Raw genomic sequence first — 19,336 nt, forward strand, 5'->3', positions numbered from 1 at the left:
GGCGATGAACAGCTTAAATCATCGTCCCAGAAAATGTCTCGGCTTCAAAACGCCGCACCAAGTATTTATGAAGCAGTTACAATCGCATCAACATGTGGTTGCACTTCGAAATTGAATCCGCCAATTAATAAACGGGAGTTACCACGGCAATACACCGAGACATTGCTTTGCCATTCTGCGAGCGTGCCACGCTGCTTAAAATGCGATACAGCGCCGCCAGTAGTTTGAAATAGCACTTGCTCTGTGCCATCGCCAATACTGCGGTCTGGCAGCACATACACATCATCATGCCAGCCGGTGCGCTCAACGCATCGCACTCGCTGTGGTACTTCTGCGGTTTGTATGTATGTCGTTAGATGATTTTTGACCTTTAATCCAGGTTCAATAAGTAAGCCCATTGAGAGTAAGTCGGCGCGGTATTGTGTGCCGTCACCCGATAGCATCTTGGCTGGCATTGACCAGCGTTTGACATTGCCGTCAGGGTCATTAAATTCCAAGAGATAACCCCATTCATTACTGGCAGCATCACGAGTCTTAGCGATCACGCGCAAGGATGAACATATTTTGAGAGCTGGCAATGGTTCGCCTTCATGGAAGGCATGATAAAAAACACCTTCATCATTATTGGTAAAAAATGGTTTGCTTGATTGTCCAGCGCCAGCATTTTTGCTTTGTTGCTGGCGCGGCTTTTGAGGCGCTTTCTCAGGAGTGGGCTTATCAACCTTCGCCGGTGTTAATTTTTCAGCCTGTACTCGATTCTGGATAGTCTCAGATACATTTAAGGCTGCATTGATCTGCGACTGCACAACTTCACGACCTGCGGATAAAAATAGATCGTTAAAATCATTCCCGCCCTCTGGCAATCCTTCTGGCTTACACCATAGGCCACGAATCGATTTAGCTGCTACTTGCGCCGCGATAACACCGGTATTTTTGCCCGTACTTTTTTCGGTCTCGCTATCGTCATCAGCACATATTAATATGCGCTTTTCTGGGTAACGCTCACGCGTTATCGCCGCCACATGACCTATATTGCTGGCGCTGAATGCAACCATTACAGCATAACCGGTGGCCTCGTATAAAGCGGCTGCGGTCGCGTAACCTTCTGCGATCAACACAACGCTACCAGCGCCAGCATCACCAATCCCATGAAAGCAAGCTGATACACGGCCACCTGTATAAAAACGTTTGTCACCGTTCGCAAACACACGCTGTATATTGCAAAGCTGACCGCTGGCATCATACAAGGGAATAAGCAATACATCGCCGGTGCGATGTGGCGCAAAACGTAACCCATGTGATGCAATACCTTTCTTTTGTAGATAGGTTGATTGGCCGGTATTGCTGGCGCTATCCCATGCCTTAGCCGCCATACTCGCCGCTGCTGCTTGTTTTCGTTCTATCTCTGCCTGATCTGCGGCCAAGCGGTCGGCGCGTTCCTGCGCCAGCAGTGCGGCTTGCTCTGCGCTGACCGGTGCAGCAGGTAAAGACTCTTTAATATTAAAGCCTCGCTGCTTTGCTTCGTATAGCACAGTGCCTATCCCAATCTTGCCGCCGGTCTTAAAACTTTTCCAGCTAGATTTTGCCGCGCCTTGATTGTAGTTCTCTGCGCTTCGACTCCAAGAGTCAAATACATCAAAGCCAGCCTCACCAAATTCCTGTTTTATGCCCATGCCTATTTTTAGCCACAAGTCGCGCTCATTAGGTGGTATGAAACTTAAAGCGGCTTGTATCGTGTCAAGGCTTGGACGTTCTATTGTTTTCTTTTGCATAGCTTATCCTTTGCTTTTTTCTCTACGCTTACATAGAGAAAAAGCGTTCAAATACAAAATGTACAGACGTATGCACACCCAGCGCATTTGTGAGCAAATGCGACTCAATTTATTTTTAAGTGTCATGGCTGTGTTTTTAATGCATTACAGCATCGAGGCCGTATTTGTTTGGTGGCGTGTGCATAATGCGTAATTCCTGTTGTATCCGGCCTAAATAGCCAGCGCAAAAAGCATCACGACTAGCCTGCTCATGTTGCAACCAAACCGATTCTGAAGGCTTGAGAACCGCGCACGATTCGCGCAATACATTCAGGTAATGGTGCAGGCAGGCTGGCAGATGTGCATGAAGGTTAATTGCTTCATCCTCGTTAAAGAAAGCCTGTGCCGCACGTATCCCGCAATTCACTGCCCCCTGATAGCAGGCATCAATATTTAATTCAGTGGGTGGCAATTGCTTACCGTGAGGATGAGGCAGAATCGCATTTAGATTTTTGGACTTAGACATGGCTCACCTCCACATCTGCTTGATTTTTTGAGATTTTCGCGTATGCCTTATCCGCATCAGCAAACACATCTATATGCCGCGCTGATAACCTAATCAAATGCTCTAAGTGTGAGAAAAAACCAATCCAATAGCCTTTGGTGGCAGTCGTATCGTTAAAGTCGATATCTTTCGCAATATGTCCCAATAAATTACTACCTACCATATCGGGGTTATCTTTAAGATATTGCGCTAGATGCGCCGCATACTCAACGCCTGACGCACAGGCAATGCCGTAATCATCTGTTGGTGTCACATTCCATTTGTTGTGCAGCTTTTTATCACTGCGCTTTAACCGCAGAACAAATGGCAAGGCTTCAAAAGATGCAGGCATAATCTCTGGCCGGTAGTTTTTACGTGCGGCTTTAATAGGCGTTAATTTATTAGACATGGCAACCCCCATCAACATTTGCAGCAATAAGGGCTAAGCGTGGTTTGTTGGCATAGCGTTGCGCTGTGGTGGCAATCGTCTTTTGCAGACCTGATCTTAAATCCGCTGGAAATGCGCGAAGGTTTAACAGCGTTTGTATTTCGCTGGCGCTGATGGTTCCAAGCAAAGACGATGCATCATTGTTGGTGCTTAAACGAATAGGCGTAGATTTACTAGGCATGGTGCCTCCTTGTACAGTAGTTTAACTGCTCCCAGTCGTCAAACGGGGTGGGCAGCAAATGGCGGGGTTGACGAACCGGCGTACAAGGTAACCGGCAGGCCGAAGCCTCCCCGCCATTGCCGCCCATAAAGGACGCACAAAGGCGATACACACATGAAAAAGCCGCATTGCGCGGCCTGTGCGCCTTGTACTAGTCGAGTCGTCAAACTCGTTCCCTTTTTTCTCAGGGACATGCACAGCATAATACTTGTGCCTGAAGTTGGCAAGTAAATGCGGTGTCATACAATGCCCTCAATAATGATTCCGCTGTATCGATCCCCATTGACATGACGAATACTGATTATTTTGCTTTTATTCTGGTGTTTAAAACCATCTTCACATGAACGTGAAAAATCATCTTCAATAGTGCAGATAAATTGATCACCACGAAAGAAAAACTTAAATTCCTTTTTGCTACTCCCGTCCCAAACATTCGAATAAATATTCGATGCACATTCCAGCAATTCAAACTGCTTTAGTTCTTCTCTGCGATGGCCTTCAATCTGAGTAATCGCACCTAAATGCAAGGTGGCCGCCATATAGAAAGGCGGCTGATCTGGTCGCAATGGGTCGTGGAATTCAATCTCAGCATATAAGACATTACTAGGGTCACTCGCCGTTAATCCAACGCTCGCAAGACGTTTAAACTCGTTGAATGACTCGACATCTTCACTGCGAGACATTTCGTATTTCAATTGCAAAACTGGTTTTGAGCCTATCCGAGGCGTATTAAATAGAATGTTTTGCTGCTGCATCTCCAGCAAATTGCTTATTTCATCGCCAAAAGTTCCTCGATCGTTTAGTTCTTCGGCGGTATTCAGATAATCGTTATTCCATGCACTCATTTTGCAGACTCCTGCGCCAGCTTTTGGATGTATTGCTCAATATCTGACTCAAGCCATGCAACGCTGCGAGCACCGAGAGAAACGGCTTTGGGTGCATCGCCTGCTTTGATACGGCGATACCATTCGGTTTTAGATAGTGGGACTTTTTGTAAGACGCTGGGGAGTCTCAGCAGTCGTGCGGGAGATTGTGTTTGCATATTCGCCTTGTATGTTATGAGCCGCTACGGGATGCAGCGGCACTACAGGGCGTATGATTTCAAATAATAGCGATCATTAAAATTCCATCTGATCGGATAAACATGGGGTTTATGGGGTGGCGGGTAGGTTATTTTTGCTTTTTGGGTCTGCCACCTGACAGTTTCACGTGTGGCATTGCTTCTTTGTACCATTTTTTATAACTATCCGGTTCGTAGTTATTGGTTAGCGGCCAGTCATCAAACGGCCATTTATCAAATTCAGCAGAATTTCTGATAGTGTGATTTTTCTTTTTGAAATATGATTTCAGCACCTCCGCATCTATTTGATCTTGGCGCATTTGGCTGCCGGATTTTATTTTATTAATCAGTTTTTCAGCCTCATTTTTTTTCTGCTTTAACTCCTCAGTTCGTTCTTCTTCATTCATTTCTGTCCATCGTACTAGCAACTGTAAAAGATGCACTCCGAAATCTGGTGAAGCCATGATATTCGTTACGGTTACGCATTCGCCAGTCTTGAGCGCGTCATAAAGATCTTTTGCGACAAACATTAGCCGCACGGGTTCAAAAGTTTTTTTAAATTCCTTAGAAAGATTCTCATTGAGGTTCACAAAAGCATCAGCAAACATTTTTTCCTGCGCTTCTATCGTGACCTTTAACTGGCTTAAGGCATTTGCGAGCGTAGATTGGATTTGCCCCCATTGTTCTCGTGCTTGCTTCCCGGTTTCTTCGATAGTCGCAGTTTCCTCCGCGGTAAACGCTTTGCCTGTTTTAAGGTTGTATCCCGCCTTAACGTCTGCGGCCGTTGGAAAATATTTTTTAGTCATATTGCTAATCTGTTTCACATTGGTAGGGTGACGATCTTCTAAAATTAGAATTCATTATACGCATGGCAAGTTAGGGCGGCGGGGTGGCTTGCTCCAGAAAACCGCCTCGCGCTAGGTTTTTGGACGTTCTAACACGTTCAATAGACTGCTATTTCGATAATAACTGATAATAATTGGTTGGCCGGTGCAGTTTGCCGCTGCTTTATTAAACTTAATCCCATGTCCTAAGCGAGTATTTTCTTTGGAACACCTTTGCCACACCTTTGCCACACCTATTTATATATATTGTGTTCCTTTAAAACCTAATGCTGGCGCGGCTTTACGTTCGTTGCCACACCTGCACACCTTATTTTTCAAAATGTACGGTCTCTTATTTTTCTGTTTTATCTTAATTGCCTATAAGAGGGGCTGATTTATACCCCCCTAGGAGTTCAGCTAACTAGCTAAATTCTGGGGTCATGGCACCCGCGTTTATATGACATGAAAAAGGACCCGAAAAAAGTTGAGTGCATTAATGCAAACAAGCCGCATGGTTAGCGGCTTGTGTACTCTGCTGGCGCTGTCCTACGCCTGTTTAAAGTTGGCATGAATGACGTTACTTCCAGCCTTTATGCCATCGAGGTAATCCGCCCAATGCTGCATCATCTTTTTACGTTCCTCTAAGAATTGCGCTCGATCATAGGCGCTCGCTATCTTGTCTTTCTGGGCATGGGCAAGCTGCCTATCTACGGTCTCATGTCGGTAGCCTAGCTTCTCCTTTAGCGTGGTCATAGCTAAGGCACGGAAACCGTGAGTAGTCATCTTACCTTCATAACCCATGCGGTTTAAGGCCATGCGTATAGCATCGCCCGACATGGGTTTGCCATGGTCGCGTTGATTCGGGAATAGGTAAGTGCTGCCACCGGTATAGTGGTGTAGCTCTCGCAGTAACTCAAGCCCTTGGCGTGACAGACAAACGTGATGATCTGTCTGGTCTGGGTTAATTGTCAGCTTGCCTCGTTTCATGCGCTGCCACGGTATTACCCATTCACCGGTCTCTAAGTTAATTTCGCTCCATGGCGTAGTGCGTAGCTCACTGCTGCGAACAAAGATCAACAGCATCAAACGCAATGCTATGCGGGTAGGGGCATACAGTCTGGTATCGTTTTTATTGATTGACTCCAGAAAGGCTGGCAATTCATCTGCGGAAATAGCTGCAAAGTGGCTGGCCTTCACTGGTTTAAGCACGTCCTTAAGATCTGCGGCGGGGTTTCTGTTCTCGATACCGTGTTGGTTGGCGTAGCTGAATACCCGCGCACAGGTGGACTTTAGCCGGTGCGCAACCTCACCAGCGCCACGCTCTTCAACCTTACGCAAGGCCGCAATCATTTGCATGTGGGTTATATCAGCTATCGGCATCTTGCCAATTTCGGGGAAGATGTCCTTTTCGAGCCTGTTGATTGTGTCTTTGGCTGTGGCCGCGCTCCATGCACTTAGGCGGTTTGTGTGCCATTCACGGGCGATTTTTTCAAAAGTATTAGCGGCCACATCGTTGGCTAGTTGTTTCTTTTGGTCGCGTGTAGCGGCTGGACTAGTGCCTGATGCCAGAAGCTCACGGGCTGCTTTGCGCTGGTCTCGTGCTTGCGTCAGCGAGACTTCTGGGTATTTGCCAAAAGCTAACGTATTGCGCTTGTCATTGAGCCGGTAATCAAAGCGCCAGTACTTAGTAGCATCAGGATTAACAAGTAAATACATACCTGCGCCATCAGCTAGCTTGTAAGCCTTGTCTTTGGGTTTGGCGTTTCTGACCTGAATGTCAGTGAGTGGCGTAACGAGTTTAGGCATTTTGACGGTATACGTTTTAACGGTATCTGGGTATACCGTCAAAAATACCGCCAAAAACTTGGGCTGTCAATGAATGTTCTGGCACGTCCTGAAACGAAAAACCCGCATACTCACTGGGAGACATGCGGGTTTTTGGTGTTTCTTGTTACTGCATGAAACTTAATTCTGGCGGAGAAGGGGGGATTCGAACCCCCGGTAGGGATAAACCTACGCACGCTTTCCAGGCGTGTGACTTAAACCACTCATCCACCTCTCCTGCATTTCGTCTTTGCAATGCAGTTGCATCAGCGAAGCTCGCTATTCTAGCAAATTATTTCTATAGATGGAAGCTTTGGCGACTAATTAATCAAAAATCAGGCGCCAGACCAAGGTAAACCTTGTTGGCACCAGCCGCCAACTGTTTTACGGTGACCTTGCTCATCTTTATCTCCTTCAAATCCCTGCAAGATATCGTAGCAATTAGTAAAGCCATTATCGGTAGCGAGTTTTGCTGCATGTCGTGAGCGTACGCCAGAGCGGCATAGGAATAAGATAACGGTATCTTTATCGCTCACTATTGCTTGCAATTCTGATAAAAAGTTGGCATTGGGAATACCTCCCGGATACAAACTCCATTGGACAGCAAAATGCTGGTCGTTGTTAATGCTTACTTTTCCTATCCAATCACGTTCGGCATTTGTCCGAACATCGATCAGTAAGGCAGACGGTATCATTTGCAATAATTCATAAGCCTCGTTCGGCGTGAACGCGCCAGCATAAGGTAATGTTTGCTCCAGGCCGCGTTGACGTCCAAGTTGCAACAGAGGGTGACCAGGCATTTGTAGTCTCTTCACAAAGAAAGTTGAACAGAACACTGATTATGCATGAGTGCTATTTTTTTGCACAGACCCGACGGTGTTTACTGCGGGAATATTCTTCAAAGAGCCTACACAGCGAGCTTATACAACGAGCCGATAAAGCGAGCTTATATGACGAACTTATATAATGAGCTTATACAACGAGCTTATATCGAGACCACCTTTTTCAGCATCGTTAGTTCAGGGGCTGGCTTACCGAATAAATATCCCTGGAAAGCATGACAATCCTGATTTTGTAAAAATGCCCGCTGCGCTTCGGTTTCTACGCCTTCTGCAATGACTGCGAGACCCAAACTCTTACCCAATCCAATGATGGTACGGGTAATTGCAGCATCATTTGGGTCGACTAAAATGTCTCTGACAAATGATTGATCGATTTTTAATTGATCTAGTGGAAGCCGCTTTAAATAGCTTAACGATGAATATCCGGTACCAAAATCATCTAGTGAGAAGCAAACACCATGCGCTTTGAGTTGATACATTTTGTGGATCGTTTCTTCAATGTCATCAACTAACAAGCTTTCAGTTAATTCTAATTTGAGCTTGCGCGCATTAATACCGACATGGCTTATGGTAGCCAAGACGCTGGCAACAAAGTCGGTCTGGCGGAATTGTTTGGCGCTGACGTTGACGGCCATGGTAAGTTCCGCAGTGTCCGGGTCTTGTTCCCATTCATAGAGTTGTCGGCAGGCGGTTTTGAGTACCCAGTCACCAAGTGGAATGATTAATCCCGTCTCTTCGGCTAAGGGGATGAAATCTGCAGGAGAGATCATTCCTTTAAATGGGTGTTTCCAGCGAAGTAATGCTTCTGCACCAATCAGTTTGCCGCTGCTATTGACTTGCGGTTGATAGTAAAGCATGAATTGTCGCTGGCATATTCCGGTTCTTAAATCTGCTTCCATTGCGGCGCGAGCGGTAACGATATTAAGCATGTTCGGATCAAAGAAGCATAGGTTGTTGCCACCCGATGCTTTTGCTTCATACATGGCGACTTCGACTTGTTTGAGTAACTCGTTGGCGGAGTTCGTCTCGGCGCTAAAAATGTCTATGCCTATGCTGGCAGAAGTGCGATATTCGTTACCGTCGATGAAGTACGGATGCTTGAGTTGTTCTATGATTTGATTGGCACTTTTTTTGGCTTTTATTGCCGCTTCCTGTAAATGCTCGCTAAGATTTTCTAAAATCAGCGCAAATTCATCGCCGCCAATCCGTGCCAGAGTATCGGCTTTTCCAATGCTGTTGGTCAGTCTTTTCGCGACCTCTTGCAACATCATGTCACCGATGCCATGACCGTTAATGTCATTGATCGTTTTGAAATTATCGAGATCGAGAAATACGATCGCGCCATAACGTTGGCTGCGCGTATTGCTGGCCAACGCGTGCTGCAAGCGATCTAACAACAGACGACGATTGGCAAGGCCTGTCAATGGGTCGTGATATGCCAGGTGTTCCAGCTTTGCTTCGGTGGCTTTTCGTTGGGTGATATCAAGCATCGTGCCGACGTAATTGATTGTCTTGCCATCGTGTGATTGAACTGCGGTAATTGTCAGCCACTCGGGGTAAATTTCTCCATTTTTACGGCGATTCCAGATTTCTCCTTGCCAAAATCCATTGAGTGTCAATTGCTCTGACATGTCTGTGTAGTAGCTGGCGCCATGCATGCCCGATTTGAGGATGTTGGTGGTTTTGCCTAATGCTTCGTCGCGTGTGTAGCCCGTGATGCGTGTAAAGGCTTGATTGACCCGTAAAATGATGCGGTTTTCGTCCGTAATTACCATACCTTCCTGGCCTTCGAACGCAATCGCAGCGACACGCAAATCATCGTCTATGCGTTTTCTGGCGGTAATGTCTTGCAATGTACCAATGCGTCGAATGATTTGCCCATTGGCGGTTTTGTCCAATTCAATTTGTGAATAGACCCACTTAATTTTTCCGTTAATGAATAACCTGAATTCAATAGCACTTTGGTTGTCTGTGAGTGCATTTTCCCAATGATCCAATACTTGTCCCCGGTCATCAGGATGAATCTGATTAAGGATGGCGTGGCAATCCACATGACGGTCGGGAGTAATATCCAGAATGCGATAAGCTTCTTGAGAGCCAATGATTTGGTGGCTGGCATCTGCAATCCAACTACCAGTGTGCGAGATGCTTTGCGCGCGACATAGATCGGCTTCTCTGGCTGCAAGTTCTTTGGTGCGATCGGCAACGATGGTTTGCAAGCTGAGCTTTTGCTTTCTGGTATTGAGTATGAGCTTTACCATGCAAGCAAGCATCAGACTGATCAAAAACACGATACTGCTTTTAATAAATAGGCCCCCAAGCGGCTGGCGATTATTGCTATTGGCGACATCCAGATACCAGACGGCATTTGGTAGCTGCAGGACTTGCCGGACGGTGTTGTGATTTTCGAAATGCTGACTTTTTTCGATGCTTTGCCTTTTTTCCGTGGTGGGATCGTAACGCCATAGTTCATATTCGTGGCCACGTTGTGCGAGCACTTGCAGTTCTGAGTCTTTGAGTATGCTGTCAAGTGATATGACAACAGATACCATTCCCCAAAAATGTTCTTGATCAGTGCCAGTTTTGAGAAAGATCGGCAAGCGACCGATGATTCCCATCGTCCCCCGCCCAAGTAACAGGGGGCCCGCCAAGCTGAGTTGTTTGGTCTCTTTGGCGAGCAGAGCTTCAGTTTTTCGCTTAGGGTCTGTGAGTAAATTGATGCCGAGGCCAATTTTGCGCCATTCCCCGGGTACAACGGCACTGGTAATGCCATCAGGAGCTAGATATAAAGCCGATATGCCAGGGTGATAGGCGAGTAAATGGCTGGCAAAGGCATCGAAATTATCAACTTGACCATCTCGCTCCTTGATGAGTGCTGCGACTGCATAGGTGGCTGAAATTGCGTGTCCGATTTTGTCGCCTATTGCATGCATTTGCATAGTCGCTAACTCAGTGGTCGATAGATGATCTTCTATGACCTCGCTTCTCTCCAGACGAATAATGAGTGAGACACCAATCGAAATTGCCACGAAGAAAGTCCAAATCGCGCAGAGATGGGAATTGAAAGAAAATCTTCTTGAGATAGGTGGCATGCGAGGTCCATTCAATTTCGGATTGGCGGAGGAAGTGACATTCCGACGTTACGCATTTCTTGTTGCCTTATGCAACTTAAGCAAAGCGAAATTACGAAGGGGAAAGATAGCTAGTTGATAAATGAGAGTCAATCTCATTTGCCCCTAATCAGCATAGAATATGATCCGCATCAATCAATTGTTAATCGCTCATTTTAAAATGAATAAAATACAAACTAAATTATCATATAGTAATCATTTGTTCAGGGATTCATGGTTTCAGATGTTGACTGTCTGGCGGATGATAAATATCAGCTGTGAATCGGCTTCCAGATTTAAAGTAGTGCGTCATTTTTGATTGCATTGAGAAAAATTATTGCGAATGCACCAAAAGAAGGATTTTTAATCACAGTAAAAAAATACGCATTAATTTGGTGCAAATAATTTTTTCTCACCAAAATGGTGCTATCAAATTTTAGGCGAACGCGAATTAATTGTTCTAAATGCAATTAATGTATCTTTGGAAGTCAGTTTTTGTATAAATTTATTTGTTTTTGGTAGAACTAGAAGGTGGCATAGTTTCTGCTATGATTGGTAATTGAGTTTAGCCGACGCATGAAATTTGAGGGGTGAAGAGTGATGCACTCGTTTCCTTGGATTGATAAGGCTGGCATAGTGCTCAGCATTTTCCGAATTTATTTTTTGCTCTATTTGAGGAGTTTCACATGGCAATGACAGCCGCAGAAGTCTTGAAAATGGCGAAAGACAACGAAGTTAAGTTCGTTGATTTTCGCTTTGCTGATACCCGAGGCAAAGAACAGCACGTAACTGTTCCAATTTCCCAATTCGACATTGATAAATTCGAATCTGGACACGCATTCGACGGCTCTTCCATCGCTGGTTGGAAGGGAATTGAAGCGTCCGATATGTTGCTGATGCCCGATCCAAACACTGCGAACATCGATCCTTTCATGGAAGAAACTACATTGTTTATGCAATGTGACGTGATCGAGCCATCCGATGGTAAAGGATATGACCGTGATCCACGTTCCATCGCAAAACGTGCAGAAGCGTATCTGAAATCCTCTGGTATCGGTGACACAGCTTACTTCGGTCCAGAACCAGAATTCTTCATTTTCGACGGCGTTCGCTGGAAAATCGATATGTCTGGCTGCTTCGTGAAGATCGATTCCGAAGAAGCTTCCTGGACAACAGGCGAAAAACTCGAAGGCGGCAACACTGGTCACCGTCCAACTGTCAAAGGCGGCTACTTCCCAGTTCCACCAGTTGATAGTTTCCAGGACATGCGTTCTGAAATGTGCCTGATTCTGGAATCCCTGGGCATTCCAGTTGAAGTGCATCACCATGAAGTTGCTGGCGCTGGTCAAAATGAAATCGGCACCAAGTTCTCTACATTGGTTGAGCGCGCTGACTGGACACAAAATCTGAAATATGTTGTTTGGAACGTAGCACATACCTACGGTAAAACAGCGACTTTCATGCCTAAACCTATCGTTGGCGATAACGGTTCAGGTATGCACGTTCACCAATCAATCTGGAAAGATGGCAAAAACCTGTTCGCAGGCGACGGCTATGCTGGCTTGTCTGAATTTGCTTTGTACTACATCGGCGGTATCATCAAGCATGCTAAAGCATTGAATGCGATCACTAACCCAGGTACTAACTCTTACAAGCGTTTGGTTCCAGGTTACGAAGCACCAGTGAAATTGGCTTACTCTGCACGTAACCGTTCTGCTTCTATCCGTATTCCTTATGTTGCAAATCCAAAAGGCCGTCGCGTTGAAGCACGTTTCCCAGATCCACTGGCAAATCCATACCTGTGCTTCTCTGCATTAATGATGGCTGGTCTGGACGGCGTACAAAACAAGATTCACCCAGGTGAAGCCGCAACAAAAGATTTGTACCACCTGCCACCAGAAGAAGATGCATTGATCCCAACAGTATGTTCTTCTTTGGAAGAAGCGTTGGACGCGTTGAATAAAGACCGTGAGTTCCTGACACGCGGTGGTGTATTTAGCGACAGTATGATTGATGCTTACATCGAGCTGAAAATGCAAGATGTACAACGTATGCGTATGACTACGCATCCTGTTGAGTTCGACATGTATTACTCTCTGTAATTCAGAGATTATCAAAAAAGCGGGGTAATCCCCGCTTTTTTTGGTTTACGCTTTTGTTACATCTGGTAAGCTAGAATTGTGCGCTGCCCTTGCTTCGCATACACTATCAATCTATTTGTGACTACTGATTGAATATGACTCGACTATTGACTCGATTATTGACTGGCATCATTCCCTTCATCGCGTTACAAAGCGTGGCATATGCGCAGACCGAGGTGTACCTTTGCGTCGATGCAAATGGTAGGAAAGAATACAAAAATACCGGCGCGACCAAAGGTTGTAGTAAAGTTGAATTACAAGGGATTACCGTTGTTCCCGCGCCGGTGTTGCCTCCTTCTGCCAAGAAAAGCCAAGGAAAGTCAGCGTCAAGTCCAGCAGATTTTCCGAAAGTGGATGATTACACACAAAAATCCAGGGATTCGGATCGCAAGCAAATTTTGCAAGACGAGTTAAAAGCTGAGCAAAAGAAATTGAATGATCTCAAAAAAGACTATAACAACGGCGAACCAGAGCGACTAGGTAGTGAGCGAAACTACGCTAAATACCAAGAGCGAACAGCTGGAATGAAGGATGACATCAGCCGGACAGAGAAAAATATTGAAGCCCTGCAGCGTGAATTAAATAACTTGAAATAAATTTGGCGCATGTCAATGATCATTTCAGGCATGATGTTTGCGTAAAGGTCGCTATGGGCGGCCTTTTATTTTGGGACTATGTTGAAAACTCCTCTTACCTCGTTTGCCGGACTTGATTTACTCACGTCGGCAGTCATTGTTCTCGATAGTGAAAGCGGTATTACCTTTGCTAATGCTGCTGCTGAGAGCTTACTTGATAGCTCTCTAAAAGCATTAACCCATCAGAAGTTAAGTGAATTATTTCTGAATGCGGATGAATTGATGTCTGTTTTCGATCAGGCTGTCGCGCACCAATTTGCGGACAAACGCCAGGATCTGACCTTAGAACGGCAAGGACGAGAGCCGCTGCATGTTCATAGCATTGTCACTGCGTTAGATAATCCTGACTTGCCTGTTTTAATTGAATTTCGTGAAAATGTTCAACAGCTTAAACTTGATCGCGAAGAGCGTATGCTCGATCAAAACAAAGCGAATAAAGAACTCATACGCAATTTGGCACATGAAATTAAAAATCCGCTGGGGGGAATTCGTGGTGCAGCGCAATTGCTGGAGTTGGAGTTACCCGAGCGTCAACTTAGAGAGTTGCGCGAATATACACAGGTTATTATAAAAGAAGCGGATCGTTTGCAAACCTTGGTCGATCGCTTACTTGCGCCGCATCGGCTCCCGCACATTGTTGGTGATGTCAATATCCATGAAGTGTGTGAGCGGGTAAGAAGTTTGATTGTGGCTGAATTTCCGCAAGGCCTTACGATTCATCGTGATTATGACCTATCGATCCCAGAGTTTCGCGGTGACAAAGAACAGTTAATTCAATCCGTTCTCAATATTGCCCACAATGCAGCGCAAGCCTTGCACGAGCGAATTCATCAGGGCGATGCATCATTAACGTTCAAAACCCGAGTAGTTCGTCAGATTACGGTGGCAAAGGTGCGTTACAGGCTGGCATTAGACTTGCATATCATTGATAACGGACCTGGAATTCCGCCGGAAATCCGCAATCGTATCTTTTATCCCTTGGTATCCGGGAGAGATGGCGGGAGCGGATTGGGGCTGACGTTAGCGCAAACCTTCGTCGATCAACACATGGGGGTAATTGAATGCGAAAGTCGGCCGGGTTGTACTGATTTCAGAATTCTGATCCCGCTTCCTTAATGCAAGAAAGCGAAATATATGTGGGGTACCAAAAGTGCCATCCTTCATCGCAATGTTGAAACCTGAGACTAAGATAACGATATGAAACCAATTTGGATAGTGGATGACGATGATTCAATACGTTGGGTTATTGAAAAAGCATTGGCCAGAGAAAATCTGATCACTAAAAGTTTTACCAATGCGCGCGATGCTATGTTGGCATTGCAGACCGAGTCGCCGCAGGTATTGGTTTCGGATATTCGCATGCATGGCGCATCTGGACTTGAATTATTGCAAACGGTGAAGGCCAAACACCCAGGTTTGCCAGTGATTATCATGACGGCATTCTCTGATCTGGATTCTGCCGTTGCTGCGTTCCAAGGTGGTGCGTTTGAATATCTGGCAAAACCCTTCGATCTGGATAAGGCGGTCGAACTGATACGCCGTGCTCTGGATGAAAGTTTGCGCGAGGCCAATGTAGAACAAACAATTTCTGAAACACCTGAAATTTTGGGACAGGCGCCTGCGATGCAGGATGTCTTCCGGGCAATTGGTCGTTTGTCGCAATCGAACGTAACAGTTCTCATTACTGGTGAATCAGGTAGTGGTAAAGAATTGGTTGCGCGCGCGCTGCATAAACACAGCCCAAGATCAAGTCAGCCATTTATTGCTTTAAATACGGCCGCGATCCCTAAAGATCTATTGGAGTCCGAGTTGTTTGGACACGAGCGTGGTGCATTTACTGGCGCGCAAACCATGCGACGTGGACGCTTTGAACAAGCAGAAGGCGGCACCCTGTTCCTGGATGAAATTGGTGATATGCCATTTGATTTACAAACCAGATTACTACGTGTTTTGTCGGACGGCCATTTTTATCGCGTCGGTGGACATCAGCCAATGAAGGCGAATGTGAGGGTCATTGCAGCCACGCATCAAAACCTCGAGTCCCGTGTGAAGGATGGGCTGTTTCGTGAAGATCTTTATCATCGCCTTAATGTCATACGTTTGCGCTTGCCCAGCTTACGTGAGCGCCGCGAAGATATTCCTTTGCTTGCTAAATTTTTCCTGGCACAAAGTGCTAAGCAACTCGGTGTAGACGCCAAACGTCTGTCTGATTCAGCAATGGTATTTTTGTCAGGCATGGATTTCCCAGGAAATGTCAGACAACTAGAGAATTTATGTAATTGGATTACAGTGATGGCCCCCGGGCAAACGGTCGAGATTCTCGATCTGCCGCAAGATATGCTCCCCGCGGCCAACATCGCTGCCTCTCCAAATGCGACAAATGCTTCACCTGAACATAGCAAAATAGAGTCCGTTAAGTACATATCTCCATTGGAAGTTGCTGCTAATAACGCAAGCGAGAATTTTTCTCATGAACGTGAAAGTAAACTGGGGGGCGCAACTTGGGGCGCTCTGTTGGAGGCCGAGGCTGCATCTATGCTCAATGATGGACAAATAGATGTGATTGTGAAGCTGAGCCGTAGTTTTGAGTCCATTGTTATTAAAGCTGCGTTGAAACATACCCATGGCAGAAAGAATGACGCTGCAATACGATTGGGCATAGGACGTAATACGATTACCCGAAAAATTCAGGAACTGGGGATTGATGGTGCCAGAGACGACTAATCTTTGCGACAAATGCCTCAAATAAGTGCGGCATTTGATGTTTCTGAATAAAAAATTTTGTAGGGCGCGAATATCAGAGTATGATTTTTATTAGGTAGCAACTGTTTTTTTGATACGTCAGCAATTTAATAACGATTTGAGAATATCTTGCTGATATTTGATTTTTTCAGGATGCAGGCCTCACGCTATTCTTTTGTGCTGTCACCCTATAAGGAGATGCCCTATGAAGATCGATACACTGTTCCAGCAGCAAAACGCGTTGCCTTCCATTCCCAAGGTGGTACAAGAAGTTATCGAAAGTTTCAATAACGATAGCGTTTCAATTGACGAAATTGCCAAGAAATTATCCGCAGATCAGGTGCTTAGTGCAAAGCTACTCAGATTGGCAAATTCTTCTTATTATCATGCTTCTCGTAGCGTCGGTTCGGTAGATGATGCCGTCTTAATGCTGGGATTTATGACCGTTCGCACCTTAGTCGTCAGTAGTGGCCTTACCGGTGGCTTTAAAGCCATGCCAGGCATCGATTTAAAGCAATTTTGGCGGTACAGCTTGCATACGGCGGTGGTTGCCAAATGGCTAGCGAAACAAACCCATGGCAACTCCGACTTTGCATTTACGGTTGGCTTAATGCATGCGATTGGACAGCTCGTTATGCATGCAGGGATGCCGGAAGAAGCCTTGCAGATAGATAAATTTGCCGGAACGCTTGATGCCCGACGCAGTGGGGTTGAGAGAAATTCTTTTGGCTATGACTTTTATGATGTCGGTGCTGAATTGGCGAAGCGCTGGAGATTTCCAGACACATTTTCAACAACGATTAAATTGTCTGCCGAACCTTTGGTCGCGCCAGTATTTGAACCTATCGCAGGTATTGTTCATTTGGCTGCATGGCGCGCACGGGCAGAAGAAAATAAGTTTAGTCCTGAAGAACTGGAGGCAACATTACCCGTCGAGGTTGTCCAAAAATTGGGTTTGAAGCCTGAACTTTTGCTGAAAGATATGCCGCCATTGAGCGAACTAAGTGCTGGTCTTGACGATTTGCTTAACTAGTCATACTAGTGATCATAGATAGTTCCAAACCCGCATCATCAGCTTTTACTTTTGCCTTTAATTTAGTGTCGAAAGAGCGGGTTTGGTTCTATATAATTTTTGTTTTTAAAATTTTGGAACTTTAAAATTTAATTACTAAGTTCTATGTCCAGCGCCACAGCTTCTGCAACCCTGATTCCATCGACGCCAGCAGATAAAATTCCACCAGCATATCCAGCCCCTTCACCTGCCGGATAAAGCCCTTTCGTATTTAAACTTTGCAGGCTTTTATCGGTTCGTTTGATGCGAATCGGTGACGAAGTTCTGGTTTCAATCCCCGTTAATATGCCATCGCTCATCGCGAACCCGCGAATTTTCTTGTCGAACTCTGGAATCGCTTCGCGTATCGCAGTGATCGCAAATTCCGGCAACGCTTTCGCTAAATCTCCTAGTGTGACGCCAGGCTTATATGAAGGGGTAACTTCACCCAATTCGGAGGAGGCTTTGCCTTTGACGAAGTCGCCAATTAATTGACCAGGCGCATTGTAGTTTTCGCCACCAAGTTGATAAGCTTTTTCTTCGAGCGCTCGCTGAAAATCAATGCCAGCCAATGGATGTCCTGGATAATCCTCGGGTGTGATTCCAACGACAATCGCACTGTTTGCGTTTCTTTCGTTACGAGAATACTGACTCATTCCATTGGTTACAACGCGGCCAGGTTCCGATGTCGCAGCAACGACTGTTCCGCCTGGGCACATACAAAAACTATAGACGGAACGTCCATTTTTGGCGTGATGAACTAGCTTGTAATCCGCAGCGCCCAATATTTTATTCCCGGCATTTGGTCCAAAACGCGCTTTATCAATGACCGATTGTGGGTGCTCTATTCGAAAGCCGACTGAAAAGGGCTTTGCCTCGATATAAACACCACGTTCATACAGCATTTTGAATGTATCGCGTGCGCTATGGCCGATCGCTAAAACAACGTGATCTGTTTCTATGTATTCGGCGTCGTTGACTTGCAATCCGTGAACTTGGCCATCACGGATGTCAATGTCAGTAACCCTTTGTTGAAAACGAATTTCTCCACCAAGCGCTTCGATGCCATTGCGCATCTCTTCAATCATTTTGACCAGACGGAAAGTACCAATATGAGGCTTATTAACATACAGAATTTCTTCCGGGGCGCCGGATTTGACGAATTCGGTTAACACTTTCCTACCGTAATGCTTAGGATCTTTAATCTGGCTATATAGCTTGCCATCGGAAAACGTACCTGCGCCACCTTCGCCAAATTGTACGTTGGATTCAGGTTGCAATTCTCGTTTCCGCCAAAGACCCCAGGTGTCCTTTGTTCGTTCTCTGACCGTTTTTCCTCGTTCTAAAACGATAGGGCGGTATCCCATTTCTGCTAACAATAGTGCCGCAAATAACCCGCAAGGGCCAAAGCCAATAACTACAGGCCGTTTAAATTCCTTAGCCCCCGCTTTGGCAACAAATTTGTAGTTAGTATCTGGTGTTTTTCCAAAATTCGGACGATTGCCAAATTTTTGTAGCAATGCCTCATCCATGCTTGTTTCTATGTCGACCGTATAAATAAGTACGATTGCAGTCTTTTTGCGTGCATCGTAGCTACGTCGAAATACGGTAAAACTAAGAAGCTCGTGCTCTTTAATAGTCAAAAAGCTCAAAATCGCTTCTTTTAAAGCAGATTCTGAATGGTCAAGGGGTAGCTGCAAATCGGTAATGCGTAACATGGCTCGTTTCCAAAAAACTTCCGTGTGGAAGCTAAGTGATTCTTTTAAAACCGATATTTTACCTGTTACCAGGCGTAATCCATTAGCTTCTTTGTTTCTTGTGAAATAGGAGCTCCTCCTTTGGCCGCGACTCCTTCACCAATCAATCATTGCGAAAGCCTCTGACAACGACCATTAAATCGCTGAATAGGATAAATCGTTTTAAAAATATTACTTGAACCATACCAGTTAACTTTGCTATAGTTCGCCTCCCGCTAAAACGGGAAGTGAGAAGAAAGCAGCAGCCAGGTAACTCCGGCGGTTTGATTTGATGAAGTTGGCGCGAAAGCGACAAGATCTGCATAAGATGCATCGAAACGAACAGCAAAAGCAGCAAGGGAGTTGACAGGGTAAATAAAGTGCTGCATAATCTCGCTTCTCTGCTGC

At 45.6% G+C, this 19,336-nt stretch carries 16 protein-coding genes, 1 tRNA gene and 1 pseudogene; 6 read left to right on the plus strand and 12 right to left on the minus strand.

What is annotated here, in order from left to right:
- Window positions 1-115: pseudogene (locus ACO0K1_RS18365) on the plus strand (IS30 family transposase); the annotation flags it as partial.
- Here ACO0K1_RS18365 and ACO0K1_RS18370 read toward each other — a convergent pair.
- The 11 genes from ACO0K1_RS18370 to ACO0K1_RS18420 form a co-directional block, all read right to left on the minus strand.
- Window positions 66-1,772, minus strand: coding sequence for a DUF927 domain-containing protein (locus ACO0K1_RS18370; protein WP_423028369.1), 1,707 nt, complete (start codon window positions 1,770-1,772; stop codon window positions 66-68). The pseudogene ACO0K1_RS18365 and the gene ACO0K1_RS18370 sit on opposite strands and share 50 nt — an antisense overlap.
- Window positions 1,773-1,908: 136 nt before the next feature.
- Entirely contained in the window at window positions 1,909-2,277 is a 369-nt protein-coding gene (locus ACO0K1_RS18375; protein ID WP_423028371.1) for a hypothetical protein, read from the minus strand.
- The gene (locus tag ACO0K1_RS18380; protein ID WP_423028373.1) at window positions 2,270-2,716 is read right to left on the minus strand and encodes a hypothetical protein; all 447 of its coding nucleotides are present in this window, start codon (window positions 2,714-2,716) and stop codon (window positions 2,270-2,272) included. Before ACO0K1_RS18380 ends, ACO0K1_RS18375 begins: the two co-directional genes overlap by 8 nt.
- Window positions 2,697-2,924 carry a hypothetical protein gene (locus ACO0K1_RS18385; protein ID WP_423028375.1) on the minus strand — a complete coding sequence of 76 codons (228 nt, stop codon included), beginning with the start codon at window positions 2,922-2,924 and terminating at the stop codon, window positions 2,697-2,699. The genes ACO0K1_RS18380 and ACO0K1_RS18385 overlap by 20 nt, the downstream gene beginning before the upstream one ends.
- Before the next feature lie 278 nt (window positions 2,925-3,202).
- Complete coding sequence (locus ACO0K1_RS18390) at window positions 3,203-3,808, minus strand: hypothetical protein (RefSeq protein ID WP_423028377.1); 606 nt, start codon at window positions 3,806-3,808, stop codon at window positions 3,203-3,205.
- Window positions 3,805-4,005 (minus strand): helix-turn-helix transcriptional regulator, encoded by a 201-nt coding sequence (locus ACO0K1_RS18395; protein ID WP_423028379.1) that lies wholly within the window; start codon window positions 4,003-4,005, stop codon window positions 3,805-3,807. The genes ACO0K1_RS18390 and ACO0K1_RS18395 overlap by 4 nt, the downstream gene beginning before the upstream one ends.
- Window positions 4,006-4,133: 128 nt before the next feature.
- Window positions 4,134-4,829 (minus strand): hypothetical protein, encoded by a 696-nt coding sequence (locus tag ACO0K1_RS18400; RefSeq protein ID WP_423028381.1) that lies wholly within the window; start codon window positions 4,827-4,829, stop codon window positions 4,134-4,136.
- 564 nt (window positions 4,830-5,393) lie between these two features.
- Window positions 5,394-6,695 carry a tyrosine-type recombinase/integrase gene (locus tag ACO0K1_RS18405; RefSeq protein ID WP_423028383.1) on the minus strand — a complete coding sequence of 434 codons (1,302 nt, stop codon included), beginning with the start codon at window positions 6,693-6,695 and terminating at the stop codon, window positions 5,394-5,396.
- A 124-nt stretch (window positions 6,696-6,819) separates the two neighbouring features.
- Window positions 6,820-6,909, minus strand: a tRNA-Ser gene (locus tag ACO0K1_RS18410).
- A gap of 97 nt (window positions 6,910-7,006) precedes the next feature.
- Window positions 7,007-7,471, minus strand: a complete 465-nt coding sequence (locus tag ACO0K1_RS18415) for a rhodanese-like domain-containing protein (RefSeq protein ID WP_423028385.1) — start codon at window positions 7,469-7,471, stop codon at window positions 7,007-7,009.
- Window positions 7,472-7,656: 185 nt separating this feature from the next.
- A complete protein-coding gene (locus ACO0K1_RS18420; RefSeq protein WP_423028387.1) occupies window positions 7,657-10,542 on the minus strand; it encodes a bifunctional diguanylate cyclase/phosphodiesterase in 2,886 nt (961 codons plus the stop codon).
- A 767-nt stretch (window positions 10,543-11,309) separates the two neighbouring features.
- Here ACO0K1_RS18420 and glnA point away from each other — a divergent pair.
- The 5 genes from glnA (at window position 11,310) to ACO0K1_RS18445 (ending at window position 17,174) form a co-directional block, all read left to right on the plus strand.
- Window positions 11,310-12,725 (plus strand): type I glutamate--ammonia ligase, encoded by a 1,416-nt coding sequence (gene glnA / locus ACO0K1_RS18425; RefSeq protein ID WP_423021524.1) that lies wholly within the window; start codon window positions 11,310-11,312, stop codon window positions 12,723-12,725.
- A 134-nt stretch (window positions 12,726-12,859) separates the two neighbouring features.
- Window positions 12,860-13,360, plus strand: a complete 501-nt coding sequence (locus ACO0K1_RS18430) for a DUF4124 domain-containing protein (RefSeq protein WP_423028390.1) — start codon at window positions 12,860-12,862, stop codon at window positions 13,358-13,360.
- Between the two features lie 81 nt (window positions 13,361-13,441).
- Window positions 13,442-14,515 carry a nitrogen regulation protein NR(II) gene (gene glnL, locus ACO0K1_RS18435; RefSeq protein WP_423028398.1) on the plus strand — a complete coding sequence of 358 codons (1,074 nt, stop codon included), beginning with the start codon at window positions 13,442-13,444 and terminating at the stop codon, window positions 14,513-14,515.
- Window positions 14,516-14,596: 81 nt separating this feature from the next.
- On the plus strand, window positions 14,597-16,123 hold the full coding sequence (ntrC, locus tag ACO0K1_RS18440; RefSeq protein WP_423028392.1) for a nitrogen regulation protein NR(I): 1,527 nt from the start codon (window positions 14,597-14,599) through the stop codon (window positions 16,121-16,123).
- Between the two features lie 223 nt (window positions 16,124-16,346).
- A complete protein-coding gene (locus tag ACO0K1_RS18445) occupies window positions 16,347-17,174 on the plus strand; it encodes an HDOD domain-containing protein (RefSeq protein ID WP_423028394.1) in 828 nt (275 codons plus the stop codon).
- Between the two features lie 128 nt (window positions 17,175-17,302).
- Here ACO0K1_RS18445 and ACO0K1_RS18450 read toward each other — a convergent pair whose 3' ends face one another.
- Window positions 17,303-18,910 (minus strand): NAD(P)/FAD-dependent oxidoreductase, encoded by a 1,608-nt coding sequence (locus tag ACO0K1_RS18450; protein WP_423028396.1) that lies wholly within the window; start codon window positions 18,908-18,910, stop codon window positions 17,303-17,305.
- Between the last annotated feature and the right edge of the window lie 426 nt (window positions 18,911-19,336).

Source organism: Undibacterium sp. SXout20W (assembly GCF_049340285.1).
GTDB lineage: Bacteria > Pseudomonadota > Gammaproteobacteria > Burkholderiales > Burkholderiaceae_D > Undibacterium.